The following is a 15,778-nucleotide window of genomic DNA, read 5'->3' on the forward strand; positions in this document are numbered from 1 at the left end:
GTTGCATCCGTAAGGTGAGCCTAGCGACAATCCTGTCAGAGGCCAACTACGGATTTGTACCGGCGGTGGTGCAGTTGTAGCGATTTTTAACTGGCGTTTCTGATTTCCTGAAACGCGGCCAGCGCGCGGTCGCGCGCAAAGGCATGATCGATGACAGGGGCAGGGTAGGTCACCCCCAGCGTAATGCCGGCAGCAGCAAGTGCGGGTTGGGGCGCCGAGAACGGGCGATGAATGTAGCGTGCGTCGAGATCGGCCAGTTCGGGAACGAAGCGCTTCACATAGTCCCCGTTCGGATCGAATTTCTCCCCCTGAAGCACGGGATTGAAGATACGGAAGAATGGCGAAGCGTCGGCGCCGGAGCCGGCCACCCACTGCCAACTGGCGGCGTTCGAAGCCGGGTCAGCATCCACCAGCGTGTCCCGAAACCACGCCTCTCCGCGGCGCCAGTCGATCAGCAGGTCCTTGATCAGGAAGGAGGCGGCAATCATCCTGACGCGATTGTGCATGTAGCCGTGGCGCCAGAGTTGCCGCATGCCGGCGTCGACGATCGGGTAGCCCGTGAGGCCCTTTGTCCAGCGCTCGAAGTGGTCGTCGTTGTCGAGCCAGCGAAAACCGTCAAAGCGACGATCGAGATTCCGACGCCCCAGGTCGGGATTGTGAAACAGGAGATTGTAGGAAAATTCGCGCCACGCGAGTTCCTTGCGGAATGTGACGATATCGTCGACCGGAGTCTCCGTCAGGCCGCGCGTGGCGTGCCAGATCTGCGTCGGCGAGATCTCGCCGAAGGCAAGGTGCGGCGAGAGCAGGGATGTGCCCGCATCGGCCGGGACATCCCTGGCGGTCTTGTAGCCGTCGAGCGTGTCTTCGATGAATGTCTGCAAGCGGTCCGCCGCGCCGACCTCACCCGGTGTCCAGATTTCGGTGAAGCGCGATGCCCAGTTCGGTTGCGTCGGCAGCAGGTTCCACCGATCAGGGTCTTCGGACGCAGGCCAGCGCTCAGGCGCGACAAGTCTTTCGGGCGGATCGATCGGTGCCGGCGGCTCGCCGCTTGCTTCGAGCGCGCGCCAGAATGGCGTAAACACGCGATAGGGGCCACCGGTCTTGTTGAACAGGCGGGTTGGTTCGTGAAGCAACTGGCCGGCAAAGCTGTTGACGGTAAAGCCGCGATCCACGAGCGCCTTCTTCAACGGCGCATCCGTCGCCGTTCCGTTCGGATCATAGCGCCGATTCCAGAAGATGGTGGCGCTGCCGGCTTCTCGCGAAATATCGGCGATGACATCGAGCGGATCGCCGGAGCGAAAAACAAGATCCGATCCGATCCGTTGCAGCGATTCCCGAAACGCCGACAGTGAGTAATGCAGCCACCATCGCTGCGCATCGCCGAGCGGCCCGTTGCCGCTGTCGGCCGGCTCACGAATGTAGAGAGGAATCACCGCTGCGCCATCGGCCGCAGCGGCTGCAAGCGCATGGTGGTCGCCAAGCCTGAGGTCTTTGCGAAACCAGACTAGAATGGGCGACGACGATTTCACGCGCATGACATCCCGGGGTGAGGGTAAGGTGGTTTACTCGCCACCATAGCCGCAAAATGAAAAAGAGCCACTCCGGCGCCTGTGGTCCGAAAAGTAGCCAAAATGTAACCAAAGAAGCGAGGTGGGAGGGCGAACGGCAAAGGGCGGTGCACCCATATGTCTGGAGAAGCCTCTGATATCCCTAAATGAAAAGGGCCGCTCCTTTCGGAACGACCCTTTAGAAACTGGCTCCCCGGGCCGGATTCGAACCGGCGACCTGTCGATTAACAGTCGAATGCTCTACCGCTGAGCTACCAGGGATCATCTGCAGTTTTTTCTGCAGAAGTTCTGCGCGGTTTGTGTCCTGCAGAAGTGAGGCTGCTAATACAAATGCTTTTCCGATTTGCCAAGCGGTTTTTTCAAAAAAAGTGAGAAGATTTGTTGCGAGCCTGTGGAGAAGTCCCCAATTGTGGGAAACGCAGGCGGATAGGGAATGATGAATAAAAACAGAAAACAGACGCATTTCGGCATCGACCCCCACACCCGGCAGATCGTGCTGGGCAAATGGCGCCTGGCGCTTCCGGAATCACCCCTCCTGCGCATGCTCGTCGGCGGCTTGCTGATTTTCGGTGGCTTTCTCGGCTTCCTGCCGGTGCTCGGCTTCTGGATGGTGCCCCTGGGGTTGCTCATCCTCTCGCACGACATTCCCGCGGTTCGCCGTCGCCGTCGCCGGTTCGCCGTCTGGTGGGCACGCCGCCGCGGCCGTGCGGGCTCTTCAAGGGAGCCGTGAGCCTTCGAGGCTACCGCTCAAAGCTTCGAGCCAGTGCAAAAATCCTGAAGGCCGATTCTGATGTGGGGATCAGCCGGTCATGCACGCACTGTGTCAGTGCGTGCATGACCGATTCCTCGGGCTTTGGCGGCAGGTGAGACATCTGGTCGACTGATTCTGAAAATCTTCCGCCAGCAATGTCTGCCTCTGTCCGAACTGGGCGCGGTATCCGGTTGCGGCGAGCGGGACAGGCGAGGTCGCGCTTGCCGCCGATGAAGCCCAGGCTCGCTGCTGGTGAACCTCCGCAATCAAGTGGCCAATGAAAACCATTCGGCAACGGATCGCCAGCATAATGCCGGCCGGATCAAGGATGAGGCGGAATGGGTAAAGCCACAACAAGCCGTGGGCGTCGCCGCGGCAGCCGGACAAAGAAGCAGGGCGGCATGCTGCCGTGGTATCTCGCCGCTGTGCTGACGGTCGGTGGCGTGGTTGCCTATGATCATCGTGGACAATTGCGCGACCTGCCGGCCATTTCGGATATGTTCGCATCGGCCCCTAAGGCGCCATCGACATCTAGGGCCGAGGTTCGGCCGAAGGTGGCAGTGCGTGCGGTCGTACCGCCCGCTGCAAACAGGACGAAGGCCGTCGATGGTCCAATACCCGCGGTCAACGTCGGATTGGCCGCGCCGACCCCGGTCGAACGGCCTGTGGTGCAGCCGGCCGCGCTCCAGCCTCAGGCGAATCAGTTTTATTTCTGCGGTATCCGCAACGATAATTGCGTCATCGACGGCGCGACTTTCCGTTATCACGGCGAACTGGTCCGGGTCGCCGATATCGACGCGCCGAGAACCAAGCAGGCAGCCTGCGATGGCGAACGCGCGCGCGGCTTCTACGCCAAGCAGAGATTGCGCGAACTGTTGAACGCCGGAGATTTCAGGCTGATCGAAGCGATCGGCAGGGATGACGACAAGGCCAGCGAGAAGCTGCGCGTCGTGATGCGCGACGGCCGTTCGCTCGGAAACATTCTCGTCTCGGAAGGGCTTGTGCGGCCATGGAAGGGACGATCGACGCCTTGGTGCTAGGCGGATGGAAAAATCCGCGGATATGACCGCGGCGTGGGTCGGCACCAGGTTTCAAGCCGGCGGTGACCCAATCGACTCAACACGTCGGGCGAGCGGGGTATCGCCGTCATCGCGCGATGGTCGCCAAAGGTGGGCAATTCTTCCTGTCGAGTAATTGCCTCTGAGACGTCATACGCTCGTTCAAAATGAAAAAAGGATCGCATTCAGAATGAACCCTCTTGCACTCTTTCTATATTCATTCTAAACGCTCGCCACGACTTGATAATCTCAGTCGGTGAGGCCTCGTGGCGGAGTGGTGACGCAGAGGACTGCAAATCCTTGTACCCCGGTTCAATTCCGGGCGAGGCCTCCAAAGCCACACCTAAGTAGCTGAATTGATTTTACTATTTAGGTTGCAGGATTTCACCTGCTGCCACGCTTTACTCTAGGGGTGGCAATTCGTTCCCGGTATTTTCCACCTCGACGTCCGACCCAAGCAGCAGATTGCCGACGCCATCCCAATTGATTCTGGCAACGCTCTGCCTCGCCAAGCGCGCCCGTTCGGCGTTCCGCGTGTAGATTTTTGACGTCTTCCCATCCTTCCAGCCAAACATCGCTTCAAGTTGGCTGTCCGTCGCTTCTTCATGAGCTAGATCTGTGGCTAGGCCCTTGCGAACCGAATGCGACGTCAGATGCGCCATGTCAGCTTGACGCCACCAATCCGAAATCCGGTTTCCGAGGCTCTTGGCGCTGCTGAATGGTTTGTCGAACTCGGTGACCAGGTAGTGGAGCCCTTTGGGCGGGTGCATTGCCAAGACACCTTCAAGGATTGGATGGATCGCAATTTCCAGATCGATCGGCGTTCTGTTGCGGTTTTTGAACATGCGCAGCTTCAGCACATCCTTGCGACGGTGCTGAGGGCCAATGACGCGAAGATCCGAGACGCGCAGGCCGGTGAACATCTGGATGGCGAGATAGAGAACGGCCTTCGATTTCACGCCGTGATGAGCGATGAAAGCTGCGAGGTTCTCTGAAGTAGCTGTTTCGTGGCCGTCTGAGTGCGGGCGGAATGGCTCAACCAGGCGCGCAATGTTCGGCGTGATTGGCTTACCATCCCTCTTTGTGTCGAACACTTGCCGAAGCGTCTTCAGGCGCTCGTCAGCGGCGAACGGTGCCTCTCTCTTCCTATCCCGCAGAACCTCCAAATTGCTGACATCCATCTTCGATAGCGGCATGTCTGCGAATAGGCGTCCGTCGATGTCGGACAGTGGCTCTTCCCACATCGCCTCGATGATTTTTCTACGTCGGGTTTGGGTGGTGAGGTCAAGCCCTTTGAAGGCGTTGCTGGACATGTATTCCATACAAAGCCATCGGAAGGTGTTCGGTTTGACTACCTTGGAGAGGAGCTGCGGTGTGTCCGTGTCAGGCGCTGCGTTGGGTTGGTGAGCCTTGCGAGCGACCCAATATGCCGCCTGGAACTCTTCGCTACCTATCGCGTCAGGTAGCCGGCAGATGCGCTTGCCGTCGATGCGCAGATAATAGCGCGCCTTCCCATGCCGGGTTACGTTCCGCTCGATGTAAGGGAGATCGATGCTCACCACGTTTGTCACGCAGACGCCCGCCATTCATCGCCGTCGGCGTCTCCTTCTGTTTTTCTTCTTGCCCCGTCGGCAGGCCACTCGGACATGAAGGCTTCGATTTCCGAGATCAGCCAGACCTTGCGCGTGTGCCAGCGCTACCTCGAAGTCGCACTTCAGCACGTCCTCAACGAGTTTGAAACTGGTCATTCGACGGCGCCACGCGTTTCTCCGCCGGTTTAAGCGCGACCACCCAATGACCGCTGTCTATGCGCAGGGTGGTCGCCTTCTATCTGCTGGCTTTTCGCCAGCCGGCCTGTCGAGCTTCAGCCTCGGAGCAAAACCACCGTTCCCCATATTCGGGGCGAATAATCGTACCGGCATAATCTTCCTGTCCCGGTACATGGAAAATTGCCTGTCCGCTGTTGATACTGATGTTGCCTTTAATGTTGCAGCCGGAGGCCCTTGCATAGATCTGCTTGACCAACGGCGAGCCACTGAGGGCATCCACGAACACAAGCATAGCCAAGACGCCAAAGACGGACGCTACCTTCGACGCAGCGCCGTCACGTGTCGGTCTCCGTTTTCCAGATTGGCGGCGTATAGGTCGCTGTTGCATCCCATCATCACAGCAGAGTGCGGTCGAATTGCAACGCTAGACTGTGAACTCGCTAAAGCGAGTGTCTGCCTGATTGCTAAAATTGAAAGCATTTCAAGTCGGAGTAGAGCAGCCCGGTAGCTCGCCGGCCTCAAAAGCTGGAGAGCCGCAGGTTCGATCCTGTCGCCGCAACCAGACTAATATGGGCGGCTGATACCAGCACGGTTCAAGGTAGCCTCGTAGTGATTGCGAACATCATGTAATCTCTCGATCACATCTGCGAGTGCCGCGGACTTTTCCAGCGGGTCATTCTCGGCTGCTGCTGCTTCCAGGTCTACGATCAGGATGTGCAGGCTGTCTCCCTGGAAGACTACGCCAGGATATTGCCGTTCAGGCAATTGAACGACGGCATAGTTCGTTGGAGGTGTAAGCAGCTTCGCGTCGGTCATTTGCTTCCGTTTCTTTGGCACAATGTTAGAAATTGCTCCGGTGATGTGGGGTGGCTCCTAGCCGTCGATAGGGTGGTCGCTTTTGGTGCAGCTACTCTCGATTGGACGCGTCGCCATATCTTATCTGGTGGACGTTTCCAGCCTCGCTGTTCAGCTTATTTCTCGGCCTCCATTCGGCAATTGAAGGGATCGATGTGATCGTGGATCTCAAAGGTCCGGCCTTTGAAGATCAGGAAACCTGTCTTGGTTTCCTCGTCCCATCGAAACTCCATAATACGGTTGTAGATCATCCGGGCTTAGCCACCCGGTTTCCCGATGTCTCAACTTGTGGCCTCAGGAGAGCGTAGAGGTTGCCGCGTCAAGACTTGAGAGTGAGTTCACCTTCCTCATTTACGCCGAAAAAGTGCTTATGCTTGTAATCACCGACAAGGATCTGCGAAGGTAACGATCTGACGCGCACAAAGAGGCTTTGTAGGTTCGACACCTGTGCCTCAGACGACATGCCGGCAACATTCCCATTGTCGATTACTTTCACGAATGGCATCCCAAATTGCTCGGGGTTGCCGGGGGTACCGACAAAAATATGAGTGATCAGGGATTTCTCTGCGGCGGCCACCAGTGCGAGGCCCGGCGACCATTGTTTATCCCTTGGACGAAATTCCAAGATCAGGCCGTATTCGTCGCGGTGAATCCGGCTATGAACTGGTGGTACGGCCTTCTCTATCTTTAACTTTTCACCACTCAACCCGTCGGCGACCTTCTTTGCCCAATTCGGGTCAGAGAGCGTGACGTACAATCGCGTGGCGAGAGCAGACGGTATAACTTCTCGAGGCATGGCGGCCGGGAAAATCCCAATGATGGGGAAATCGCCCCCGCGGGTCCTCAAGGCTCGGTCAAGAGCATAGGCGAGTTCTTCAAGGCAGGGTTCGCTCTTCAAACTGTTGCTGGTGCAGTAAATCGCCCAGGCATCGGTTTCCTTGTCAGATATTCCCCTGTCGATCGCCTCCCAAAGCCGCCGGCCGGCAAGGAGGTGTACACGGTCAAATACTACCTCGACGCCGTGTTTCTCAAGCTCCTGGATCACATAGTCGACGTCGTTTTCTTCGTTGTCTTTCCACGCGTATGTCAGCCAAAGTCTCACCGCCTTCTCCTCTTTCCGAATTTGAAGAGACTTTGGCTCAGTGGCCTGCCCTCAGGCAAGTGGTGATCTGATGCGCCCACAACCGCCATCGTCGATGTTCAACGACATCGACTTGCCGTCCTTCGTTCATGCCGAAGACATGCTAGACTGGGTAGACGTGACATTCATCGATGCGGCGTCGGAGGTCCACAATCCGGATCACGGTCACCTTCGCTTCGCCTCTATCGGCTACCTCTGGACCACAGTCGGCAACAGCAAGAAGGGTCGTCGGGTAATCGGCCAGTGCGAGACAGGATCTCCGCAAGGCACGATGGGCAAGTGGTCACGCGCTCGCGCTGAAATGCAGATCAAGCAGTGGTTCGGTCATGTCCCGGATTTCATCATCACCCTCGATGCTGACTACTGCCGGGACTGTGGAGACGCCGAGTTCATGGCGCTGGTCGAGCACGAGCTCTATCACGCCGCCCAGGACGTCGATGCATTCGGCGCCCCGAAGTTCAGCAAGTCGACCGGTCGTCCGGTATTCGTCATCCGTGGACACGATGTCGAAGAGTTCGTTGGGGTGGTCAGACGCTACGGGGCAGATGCCACCGGCATCCGCGCCATGGTCGATGCAGCTAACCAGAAGCCCGAGATCGCCAGAGTGCAGATCGCGCATGCATGCGGCACCTGCCAACTTCGTGTGGCTTAGGCGGCACCATCGCGCAGTTGGTCGAGCCAGGTCTGATAATCGGCGTGGTCGTGGAGAAATTCGCGGTCGCCGCCGTACAGGTCGGCACCACTCATCTGGATCAGAGCATCCCAAACGGCCCGGTCTTCAATTCTGACGTCGACAATTGGGTCGTGGTCAGCCAGTACCCAACGGATTGCCCAGGCTGATGCATCCGCGGGTGAGCAACGGTCCTCAATCAGGTCTGCCAGTTTTGCCATCACCTCAGAACGAGGAGGCAGGTCGATGATTTTCGTTCGGCTTTTCATCAGCACTCCCGATGTCACATACGGTGACTGGCTTCTTGACTGGACTTTGACGCTACCATGGCGAAAGCAAAACTCTCAGATGAGGTCAAGACCTATGTCGTGCAGGCGCTGGCTTGCTTCGATAGTCCGTCAGTCGTGGCAGCTGCAGTCAAGAAGGATTTCGGCCTCGATGTCAGCCGGCAACTTGTAGAGAGCCACGACCCGAACAAGAAGGCGGCTTCGGGCCTGGCGCCCAAGTGGCGGGTGCTTTTCGATGAGACCCGCAAGACCTTCCTGGAGGACACGGCCACTATCGCCATCAGTCATCGCGCCGTTCGGCTCCGCGCTCTTCAGCGCATGGCGGACAAGGCAGAGACCCAGGGCAACATGGTGCTGGCCTCGTCATTGCTGAAGCAAGCGGCGGAAGAGGTGGGCAACGCCTACACCAACCGCCGCGAGCTGACGGGGAAGGACGGAAAGGATCTGCCGGTTCCGGTATCGCCGGTCACGATCTTTCAGTTACCCGACAATGGCAGGAACTGAGCAAGGGCAGGGCGCCCAGATAATCATCCGGCCGCAGGCTGGCCCGCAGACGCAGTTCCTCGGGTCTGCAGCCGATATCGCGATCTACGGCGGCTCGGCCGGCGGGGGCAAAACGTGGGCGCTGCTTATGGAGCCGCTGCGCCACGTGGCCAATCCGCAGTTCGGCGCGGTATTCTTTCGCCGGTCGACGGTGCAGGTCCGAAACGAAGGTGGTCTATGGGATGAGAGCTAGAAGCTCTATCCCTCGATCGGCGCGGCACCGAAAGAGCATGTGCTGCAGTGGAATTTCCCGGCCGGCGCCTCGGTATCGTTCGCTCACCTTGAGCACGACAAGACGGTCCTGAACTGGCAGGGCTCGCAGATCCCGCTGATCTGCTTCGACGAGCTGACGCATTTCAGCGCCAAGCAGTTCTGGTACATGGTTTCGCGTAACCGCTCGATGTGCGGCGTTCGGCCATATATCAGGGCGACTTGCAACCCGGATGCCGATAGCTGGGTCGCCGAGTTCATTTCGTGGTGGATCAACCAGGACACCGGCCTACCGATACCCGAACGGGCTGGCAAGCTGCGTTGGTTCGTCCGCATCGGTGATGCCATTGTCTGGGCCGATGATCCGGCAGAGTTGTCGGACTACATCAACCCGCTCGATGGCGAGCCTATCCCGCCGAAGTCGGTGACGTTCGTCCCGGCCAAGCTGACCGACAACGCGGCGTTGATGGCGGCCGACCCCGGTTATCTCGCCAACCTCATGGCACTGCCAACGGTCGAGCGTGAGCGTTTGCTCGGGGGCAACTGGAAGATCCGGCCAGCGGCTGGGCTTCTGTTCCGCCGCGGCTGGTGCGAGGTCGTCGATGCAATTCCCGCTGGCGCACGCTGGATGCGCGGCTGGGACCTGGGCGCAACGCCGAAGACCGAGAGCAACGATCCGGACTGGACCGCAGGCACCAAGATCGGAAAGCTGCCAGATGGCAGATACATCGTCGCCCATCATTGCCGTGATCGCCAGTCGCCTTCTGGTGTCGAGCGACTGATCAAGAACACCGCCGAGGCCGACGGCAAGGATACGCAGATATCGCTGCCGCAGGACCCGGGGCAGGCCGGTAAATCGCAAGTAACCAACCTGACGACGATGCTAGCCGGCTTCGCCGTTCGCGCCACACCGGAATCTGGTGACAAGATCACGCGCTTCAGCCCGTTTTCAGCGCAGGCCGAAGCAGGCAACGTCCTGATCCTATGCGGGCCATGGAACGAGGCCTGGTTTTCATCGCTCGAGGGCTTCCCGGAGGCGACGCACGACGACGACGCCGACAGCACGAGTCGTGCATTCAACGCATTGTTGAGCGCCAGCACGTTCACGTTGGCGAATGTCTGAAATGACGATGTAACTTACGCGATCTGGACGATACGGCTCTTCTGGCACAGGGGGTAGTTTTCCAGAAGAGGCTGCAGTCGTCGGTACATGTCTTGGAAATCCTTTCCGTACATGTATAGCGCGGTTTCCGAGGGGCCTTCCCAGTGGCTGTTGACAAAAGCCGCGCCTTTCAGGAGGCGATCACACTCCTGAAAGACGAAGTTGACGTCACTGTTGGCATAAACCTCAGGCGGTAAGTCGGTGCCATTGATGTAAAGCGCCAACCCCTCGTGACTGCCAAAATCGAGAACACGGTCCTGAGAGGGGATATGCAAGCGGGAGCCTTTGGGAGCGAGCATTGACTCTAGGGCACGAACGACAAGCTGGACGTTTTCATCGTTGAGTTCGTCGATTTCGATCTCAATATCACAATGGGCAATCTCTCCGCTCTCCTCCTGCAACGTTCCTCCGCCGACGACACGCATGCCAAAGCCTTTCCTTTGCATGAGATCGTCGAATGCGTCCTCCAATTCACCGCGGTGAATCGGCTGGAGTTTGGCGTTCAAACTGGCGACAACGATGGATCTCAAATTCGTATCCTCTGCAGGGCTGGTAAGCCCGCGTTACTAAGTGAATCAACTGGAGCGGGTATGGGTAACATAATTGCATTCGTCCGCGACAGCCTGACGAACATGGTTGCCAACCTCGGCACCACCCGGGACAAGGCGTCCGCCACGTTCTATTCAATGCCGATGCTTTCGGACGAGGAGCTATTGAACGCCTACCGTGGTGCCTGGCTGCCGCGGAAGATCGTCGATATCCCGGCATTCGACAGCGTGCGTGCCTGGCGCGACTGGCAGGCGAAGAAGCCGCAGATCGAGGCGATCGAGGCTGAAAAAAAGCGGCTCAATGTCGCCGGCAAGGTTCTCGAAGCCCGCATCAAGGCGCGGCTCTGGGGTGGGGCTGCGCTCGTCATCGGTACCGGTGAGCCCGATCTGACTGTTCCGCTGGAAGTCGATCGCATCGGCAAGGGTGGCTTGAAGTACCTCACGGTCATGTCGCGTCGCCAGTTGACGGCCGGCGAGATCGAGCGCGACCCGGCCTCGGAATGGTACGGCAAGCCGAAGCTCTACCAGCTGAAGTCCGCCGACGGTTTGCAGGTCGATATCCATCCTTCCCGGATGGTCATCTTCAACGGCAACGCTCAGCCAGATGACGAGCTCGTCACGACGACGACCTATGCCGGATGGGGCGACAGCGTGCTGCTGTCGGTCGTCGAGGCGATCAAACAGGCCGATGGTACCGCGGCGAACATTGCCAGCCTCGTTTTCGAGGCCAAGGTCAACGTCATCCGCATTCCCGACTTCATGCAGAACGTCGGGGACGAGCGGTACCGCGCGAAGATCCTGGAACGCTACACGCTCGCGGCCACGGCCAAGGGCATCAACGGCGACCTGCTGCTCGACAAGGAAGAGGAATTCGAACAGAAGACGGCGAGCTTCGCGACCCTTCCGGAAGTCCTGATGTCGTTCCTGCAGATCGTCTCTGGCGCTGCCGACATTCCGGCGACCCGGCTCCTCGGTCAGTCGCCGGCTGGTATGAATGCCACAGGTGAAAGCGACCTGCGCAACTACTACGATCGCTTGCAGGCTATGCAGGAAGTCGAGATGCGCCCCGCGATGTGGCGGCTCGACGAATGCATCATTCGCAGCGGTACCGGTTCGCGCGATCCGGACATCTACTACGAGTGGGCGCCGCTCTGGGGCATGTCCGAGAAGGAAAGGGCCGATGTCTTCAAGACGAAGGCCGATGCCGCGCGCCAGTTGATGGGCACATCGCCGGGGCAGGAAATTATTCCTCGCGAGGCTCTGTCCGACGCTCTGGTCAATGCGCTGGTCGAGGATGGCTCGTTGCCAGGTCTCGATGCTGCGATTGAAGAATACGGCAAGCTCAGCGAGCAGGAGCCGGACGACGTCGAGCAATGTGCTGCTGCTGGGGAGGATTCAGCAACAAGTGCCGATGCCGGTCACCGATGACGCTGCAGCAAGCACGATCGAGCATTGGGAAGTGGGCTTCTCGGAATAGCGATTGAACTCGGATTACACTGGAAGTCCCGCGCAATCGCGATCTTCGATCGAATGGCTGTATGTGCCGCCTGGCCATGTGTAGATAAACTGTATCTGCTTTATTTGGCGCGTGGCGAGCCACTTTCCGAACATTTTACATTGCTCTGCGATCAGTTCAGAATTGGCACTCAAGTTCTCCTTTATGTCCGCCGCGTCAAGCGGGTCTGGGGAGGAGGCATGAAATCCTAAGAACCGATGGTTAAAGGATATTTTTTCGAGCGTGAGCCCGTCAAATTCACGCGGAAGGCTTTCGTTCATTTTAGCAAGACCGGATGGAGGGATCGCGCTCGGTGGGAGGCGCGAGATATTCAACGTGAGCGCGGCCGCATATGTCGCAAGAAATACTAAGGGCCAGCGGATTCTGAACCACCATTGGAGGACGCCCGCCAATGCGGCAGGGAGAATCGCGTGTAATGCTAGCCATGGCAGCCAATCGGAGGTGTTCCAGTAAAGCTCACCCCATATTTCATTCAATATCTCGGTCATCTATTTCGAAACCCAAAGCTCAGAACAGTTGAGTGGTCTAGCTCAACTTTTTGGCGACCGAAAGCACTGAGTGCGATGAATGGTTTTAGCATCTGCCTGCCCGCAAACAGGGCCACCAGTTAGATTCATCTGAATTGATCACCGTTCCGTACGAGTGAGAGGATCTTTCATGCGTTTCTTAGATGCAGCACCGATCGCGGGAACGCGACGGACCGCCGACGGCTACCTTGTGGCCGAGGTCCGGACTGCGCGCACGGGCATCCAGGATTATGCCGGCCATGAGGTTGGCAAGCCCGAGATGCCGGTCGTGAAGGTCTATCGGCCGTCCGACCAGGTCTTTGCCCGAGACAGCCTCGGCAGCTACGCGCACAAGCCGGTGACCAATGATCACCCGATCGAAGCGGTCACCGCTGACACATGGAAGGCCGTATCGGTCGGCCAGATCGGTGACGAAGTGGTGCGCGACGGTGAGTTCGTCCGCATCCCGCTCGTTGTCATGGACGCTGCAGCAATCAAGGCCATCGACGAGGGTAAGCGCGAGCTCTCCGCCGGCTACACCTGCGACCTGGCATGGGAGCCAGGAACTACGCCCGAGGGCGAACAGTACGACGCCATCCAGAAAGATATCCGGATCAACCACGTCGCCATCGTCGAACGTGGCCGCGCCGGATCTCAAGCTCGCATCGGCGACGGTGTGAGGTCGTGGGGCGCTGCCCCGTTCACCAGTGATCATAAACCGCAAGAGGAAAAGATCATGACCCTGAAGACGGTTACCGTCGATGGCATCCCGGTTGAAGTAACCGATCAGGGTGCCACGGTGATCGGCACGCTGCAGCAGCGCCTTGCCGACGCCGTTTCCAAGCTTACCGCCACCGAAACGGCACATCAGACGGCTCTTGCCGCCAAGGATGCCGATCTGGCGAAGAAGGACGCGAAGATTGACGAGCTCACCGGCAAGATCCTGTCGGACGCCGATCTCGATAAGCGCGTGCAGGCTCGCGGCGATCTTATCGCCACCGCCAGGACGATCGCCAAGGACGTCAAGACCGACGGACTTTCCGATGCTGCAATCCGCAAGGCTGTCGTCACCGCCAAGATCGGCGATTCCGCCATTGCCGGCAAGTCCGACGCCTACATTGATGCCCGCTTCGACATGCTCGTCGAGGATTCGGCAAAGGGCGGCGGCACTGATCCGTTCCGCACCGTTGTGCAGCAGGGCGGCCTTTCGCAGGTCTCCGACGCCAACGCCTCCGCAACCGCTCACAAGGCCATGGTCTCCGATCTCGAATCGGCCTGGCAGACGAAGGGAGCCAAGTGATGCCGGCAGTTCAGACTACCTATAGCGCCACTCACGCCCGTTGGGTTGAGGGCATGAACCTCAACATGGAGCCTTCCGTCGTCGTCACCCGCCTGGCGGAAGACGCTGAAGGCATCGGTTTCGGCAAGGTCGGCGTGCAGGGCACCACTGACAATCAGGTCGTGGATTCCGAAGCGACCGTGAAGTTCGTGGGCATCGCTGTCCTCGACCCCACGCAGCCGACTGGCAAGTACGAGCAGTACTCAAACGTCGCGCTGATGAAGAAGGGCGTCATCGTCGTGCAGGCCTCGGTCGCCGTCGCCGTCGGCGACGCCGTCTACTACGTCCCGGCCACCGGCGTTCTCACGAACTCCGCGTCCGGCAACACCCTCATTGCAGGCGCGCAGTGGGATACCAGCACCTCTGGTGCCGGTCTCGCCGCTCTCCGCCTCGGCTAACAGGAGCGTTCCAACATGAACATGCTTATCACCCAGGACGCTCAGCAGGTCGCGATGAGCTTCCTTATCCGTCAGGCCTCGTTGATCGAGCCGACGGTCTACGCGATGAAGTACCAGGAGATCCAGTATTCCCAGCTGATCCCCGTCGACACCTCGGCGCCGGAATGGATTCAGTCGGTCACCTACTTCTCCATGGACTCGGTCGGCCAGGCTCAATGGTTCAGCGGCCTCGCGCACGACGTGCCGAAGGTCGAGCAGACCCGCGAGAAGTTCGAGACCGGCGTCTCCATGGCGGCGATCGGCTACGGTTACACGCTCGAGGAACTGGGCACGGCCCAGCTGCTCGGCATCAGCCTGACCTCGGACAAGGCAAGCTCGGCCCGTCGCATCGCCGAAGAGAAGATCGACCAGGTGGCCTTCGTCGGTGATGCCGGCAAGGGCTACTCGGGTCTGGTCAACTCTTCGACGCCGACGGCCACCACGGCTCCGGCTGATGGTACCGGCTCGGCGACGACCTTCGCCAGCAAGACGCCGGACCAGATCCTTCGCGACATCAACGGCCAACTCACCGGCATCTTCACTGGTACGCTCGGCGCGGAAATCGCGGATACGCTGCTCCTGCCGTACACGGTCCTGTTGGACCTCTCGACCCGTCGTATCGATGCCGTCAACCAGACGACCATCCTCGAATGGATCCGTCGGAACAACATCTACACGCTGACGACCGGTCAGGAACTGACCATCCGCGGTGTGTTCGGCTACCTCGACACGGCCGGCGCCGGCGGTACCAAGCGCATGGTTGCCTACCGTCGTTCGCCGGAAGTGCTGAAGATGCACATTCCGATGCCGTTCCGGTTCTTGCCGGCATGGCAGACCGGACCGATGAAGTTCGATGTCCCCGGCATCTTCCGTGTCGGCGGCGTCGATATTCGCCGGCCGAAGGCCGTTCGCTACCTCGACGGCATTTAAGGGGAGGCGGCAATGAAGGTCACCAACACCCAGAATGGCCCCCGCGGCGTCAACGCCGTGAATGGCCCGGTTCTCGTTGAGCCGGGCGAGACGGTCGAAGTCGATATCTTCGCTCGCGAGCAGTCTCATATCGAGGCTTCGAAGTGGTTCGAGATCGACGGCGACTACACCGACGACCCAATCGTCGGTGCATGGGAGGTTCTGACAGCCACTGCCGATAATACCGGCTCGGAACTCGAACGCCTTCAGGCTCTCCTTGCCGACCGCGACGCCGAACTGGCGAAGCTCAAGGCACAGCAGGAAGAGCCGCCGAAGACGGCTGCAGAAGTCATCGAAATGGCGAAGGACCCGAACGTGCAGTTCATGTCCTTCAAGGCAGCAGCGGCCAAGCTGCTCGGCGCCGACCAGACGCCGGCCAAGAAGGACGAGATCCTCTTGGCGCTCGAAGAACTGGCAACCAAGCCCGGCGCATAAGCGCCTGGCTCTAC

18 protein-coding genes, 2 tRNA genes and 1 pseudogene are annotated in these 15,778 nt (G+C 59.2%); 12 read left to right on the top strand and 9 right to left on the bottom strand.

Features of this window, described 5'->3' with window-relative positions:
- Positions 1-86 precede the first annotated feature (86 nt).
- Positions 87-1,535, bottom strand: a complete 1,449-nt coding sequence (locus AC1Q80_RS07450) for a cryptochrome/photolyase family protein (protein ID WP_492360029.1) — start codon at positions 1,533-1,535, stop codon at positions 87-89.
- A gap of 219 nt (positions 1,536-1,754) precedes the next feature.
- Positions 1,755-1,829, bottom strand: a tRNA-Asn gene (locus AC1Q80_RS07455).
- A 172-nt stretch (positions 1,830-2,001) separates the two neighbouring features.
- Here AC1Q80_RS07455 and AC1Q80_RS07460 point away from each other — a divergent pair.
- The 3 genes from AC1Q80_RS07460 to AC1Q80_RS07470 all read left to right on the top strand — a co-directional run bounded on the left by AC1Q80_RS07460 (position 2,002) and on the right by AC1Q80_RS07470 (position 3,711).
- Positions 2,002-2,298 carry a hypothetical protein gene (locus AC1Q80_RS07460; RefSeq protein WP_425513769.1) on the top strand — a complete coding sequence of 99 codons (297 nt, stop codon included), beginning with the start codon at positions 2,002-2,004 and terminating at the stop codon, positions 2,296-2,298.
- Positions 2,299-2,657: 359 nt separating this feature from the next.
- Positions 2,658-3,359, top strand: coding sequence for a thermonuclease family protein (locus AC1Q80_RS07465; protein WP_492360030.1), 702 nt, complete (start codon positions 2,658-2,660; stop codon positions 3,357-3,359).
- A 278-nt stretch (positions 3,360-3,637) separates the two neighbouring features.
- Positions 3,638-3,711, top strand: a tRNA-Cys gene (locus tag AC1Q80_RS07470).
- Between the two features lie 67 nt (positions 3,712-3,778).
- Here AC1Q80_RS07470 and AC1Q80_RS07475 read toward each other — a convergent pair.
- From AC1Q80_RS07475 to AC1Q80_RS07490, 4 genes are all read right to left on the bottom strand, one after another.
- Positions 3,779-4,936 carry a tyrosine-type recombinase/integrase gene (locus AC1Q80_RS07475; RefSeq protein ID WP_492360031.1) on the bottom strand — a complete coding sequence of 386 codons (1,158 nt, stop codon included), beginning with the start codon at positions 4,934-4,936 and terminating at the stop codon, positions 3,779-3,781.
- Positions 4,937-5,204: 268 nt separating this feature from the next.
- Positions 5,205-5,438, bottom strand: coding sequence for a sunset domain-containing protein (locus tag AC1Q80_RS07480; RefSeq protein ID WP_492360032.1), 234 nt, complete (start codon positions 5,436-5,438; stop codon positions 5,205-5,207).
- A 272-nt stretch (positions 5,439-5,710) separates the two neighbouring features.
- Positions 5,711-5,962, bottom strand: a complete 252-nt coding sequence (locus AC1Q80_RS07485) for a DUF6959 family protein (protein ID WP_492360033.1) — start codon at positions 5,960-5,962, stop codon at positions 5,711-5,713.
- Positions 5,963-6,320: 358 nt separating this feature from the next.
- Positions 6,321-7,103, bottom strand: a complete 783-nt coding sequence (locus AC1Q80_RS07490) for a toll/interleukin-1 receptor domain-containing protein (RefSeq protein ID WP_492360034.1) — start codon at positions 7,101-7,103, stop codon at positions 6,321-6,323.
- Positions 7,104-7,173: 70 nt separating this feature from the next.
- On the opposite strand from AC1Q80_RS07490, the gene AC1Q80_RS07495 reads away from it, so the two are divergent.
- Positions 7,174-7,794, top strand: coding sequence for a putative metallopeptidase (locus tag AC1Q80_RS07495; protein ID WP_492360035.1), 621 nt, complete (start codon positions 7,174-7,176; stop codon positions 7,792-7,794).
- Here the strand turns inward: AC1Q80_RS07495 and AC1Q80_RS07500 are convergent.
- Positions 7,791-8,081 (bottom strand): YxzC family protein, encoded by a 291-nt coding sequence (locus AC1Q80_RS07500; RefSeq protein WP_492360036.1) that lies wholly within the window; start codon positions 8,079-8,081, stop codon positions 7,791-7,793. The genes AC1Q80_RS07495 and AC1Q80_RS07500 overlap by 4 nt on opposite strands.
- A gap of 57 nt (positions 8,082-8,138) precedes the next feature.
- Here AC1Q80_RS07500 and AC1Q80_RS07505 point away from each other — a divergent pair, with 57 nt between their 5' ends.
- The 3 genes and pseudogenes from AC1Q80_RS07505 (at position 8,139) to terL (ending at position 9,975) form a co-directional block, all read left to right on the top strand.
- Positions 8,139-8,603: a DUF2280 domain-containing protein gene (locus AC1Q80_RS07505; RefSeq protein WP_492360037.1), complete on the top strand. Its 465-nt coding sequence runs from the start codon at positions 8,139-8,141 to the stop codon at positions 8,601-8,603.
- Between the two features lie 127 nt (positions 8,604-8,730).
- Positions 8,731-9,387 (top strand): annotated as a pseudogene (locus tag AC1Q80_RS07510) (terminase large subunit domain-containing protein); the annotation flags it as partial.
- 93 nt (positions 9,388-9,480) lie between these two features.
- Complete coding sequence (gene terL, locus AC1Q80_RS07515; RefSeq protein ID WP_492360363.1) at positions 9,481-9,975, top strand: phage terminase large subunit; 495 nt, start codon at positions 9,481-9,483, stop codon at positions 9,973-9,975.
- Positions 9,976-9,989: 14 nt separating this feature from the next.
- On the opposite strand, the gene AC1Q80_RS07520 is transcribed toward terL, so the two are convergent.
- Entirely contained in the window at positions 9,990-10,544 is a 555-nt protein-coding gene (locus AC1Q80_RS07520) for a hypothetical protein (protein WP_492360038.1), read from the bottom strand.
- A gap of 60 nt (positions 10,545-10,604) precedes the next feature.
- Here AC1Q80_RS07520 and AC1Q80_RS07525 point away from each other — a divergent pair, with 60 nt between their 5' ends.
- Complete coding sequence (locus AC1Q80_RS07525) at positions 10,605-11,990, top strand: DUF1073 domain-containing protein (protein ID WP_492360039.1); 1,386 nt, start codon at positions 10,605-10,607, stop codon at positions 11,988-11,990.
- Between the two features lie 63 nt (positions 11,991-12,053).
- Here the strand turns inward: AC1Q80_RS07525 and AC1Q80_RS07530 are convergent, their stop codons facing one another.
- On the bottom strand, positions 12,054-12,566 hold the full coding sequence (locus AC1Q80_RS07530; RefSeq protein ID WP_492360040.1) for a hypothetical protein: 513 nt from the start codon (positions 12,564-12,566) through the stop codon (positions 12,054-12,056).
- A gap of 169 nt (positions 12,567-12,735) precedes the next feature.
- Between AC1Q80_RS07530 and AC1Q80_RS07535 the strand changes: the two genes are divergently transcribed.
- The 4 genes from AC1Q80_RS07535 to AC1Q80_RS07550 are packed head-to-tail and all read left to right on the top strand — an operon-like array spanning position 12,736 to position 15,764.
- Positions 12,736-13,884 (top strand): DUF2213 domain-containing protein, encoded by a 1,149-nt coding sequence (locus tag AC1Q80_RS07535; protein WP_492360041.1) that lies wholly within the window; start codon positions 12,736-12,738, stop codon positions 13,882-13,884.
- Positions 13,884-14,321, top strand: coding sequence for a structural cement protein Gp24 (locus AC1Q80_RS07540; protein WP_492360042.1), 438 nt, complete (start codon positions 13,884-13,886; stop codon positions 14,319-14,321). Before AC1Q80_RS07535 ends, AC1Q80_RS07540 begins: the two co-directional genes overlap by 1 nt.
- A 15-nt stretch (positions 14,322-14,336) precedes the next feature.
- Positions 14,337-15,290 (top strand): DUF2184 domain-containing protein, encoded by a 954-nt coding sequence (locus tag AC1Q80_RS07545; RefSeq protein ID WP_492360043.1) that lies wholly within the window; start codon positions 14,337-14,339, stop codon positions 15,288-15,290.
- A 12-nt stretch (positions 15,291-15,302) separates the two neighbouring features.
- Positions 15,303-15,764, top strand: a complete 462-nt coding sequence (locus AC1Q80_RS07550) for a hypothetical protein (RefSeq protein WP_492360044.1) — start codon at positions 15,303-15,305, stop codon at positions 15,762-15,764.
- The last annotated feature ends 14 nt before the right edge of the window (positions 15,765-15,778 follow it).

The organism is Ensifer sp. GW823-FHT05D09 (assembly GCF_058795755.1).

Coding starts and splice junctions, on each gene's coding strand:
- AC1Q80_RS07450 (WP_492360029.1), bottom strand. CDS start 1,535: ATGCGCGTGAAATCGTCGTCGCCCATTCTAGTCTGGTTTCGCAAAGAC.
- AC1Q80_RS07460 (WP_425513769.1), top strand. CDS start 2,002: ATGATGAATAAAAACAGAAAACAGACGCATTTCGGCATCGACCCCCAC.
- AC1Q80_RS07465 (WP_492360030.1), top strand. CDS start 2,658: ATGGGTAAAGCCACAACAAGCCGTGGGCGTCGCCGCGGCAGCCGGACA.
- AC1Q80_RS07480 (WP_492360032.1), bottom strand. CDS start 5,438: ATGCTTGTGTTCGTGGATGCCCTCAGTGGCTCGCCGTTGGTCAAGCAG.
- AC1Q80_RS07485 (WP_492360033.1), bottom strand. CDS start 5,962: ATGACCGACGCGAAGCTGCTTACACCTCCAACGAACTATGCCGTCGTT.
- AC1Q80_RS07495 (WP_492360035.1), top strand. CDS start 7,174: ATGCGCCCACAACCGCCATCGTCGATGTTCAACGACATCGACTTGCCG.
- AC1Q80_RS07500 (WP_492360036.1), bottom strand. CDS start 8,081: ATGAAAAGCCGAACGAAAATCATCGACCTGCCTCCTCGTTCTGAGGTG.
- AC1Q80_RS07505 (WP_492360037.1), top strand. CDS start 8,139: ATGGCGAAAGCAAAACTCTCAGATGAGGTCAAGACCTATGTCGTGCAG.
- terL (WP_492360363.1), top strand. CDS start 9,481: ATGCGCGGCTGGGACCTGGGCGCAACGCCGAAGACCGAGAGCAACGAT.
- AC1Q80_RS07525 (WP_492360039.1), top strand. CDS start 10,605: ATGGGTAACATAATTGCATTCGTCCGCGACAGCCTGACGAACATGGTT.
- AC1Q80_RS07530 (WP_492360040.1), bottom strand. CDS start 12,566: ATGACCGAGATATTGAATGAAATATGGGGTGAGCTTTACTGGAACACC.
- AC1Q80_RS07535 (WP_492360041.1), top strand. CDS start 12,736: ATGCGTTTCTTAGATGCAGCACCGATCGCGGGAACGCGACGGACCGCC.
- AC1Q80_RS07540 (WP_492360042.1), top strand. CDS start 13,884: ATGCCGGCAGTTCAGACTACCTATAGCGCCACTCACGCCCGTTGGGTT.
- AC1Q80_RS07545 (WP_492360043.1), top strand. CDS start 14,337: ATGAACATGCTTATCACCCAGGACGCTCAGCAGGTCGCGATGAGCTTC.
- AC1Q80_RS07550 (WP_492360044.1), top strand. CDS start 15,303: ATGAAGGTCACCAACACCCAGAATGGCCCCCGCGGCGTCAACGCCGTG.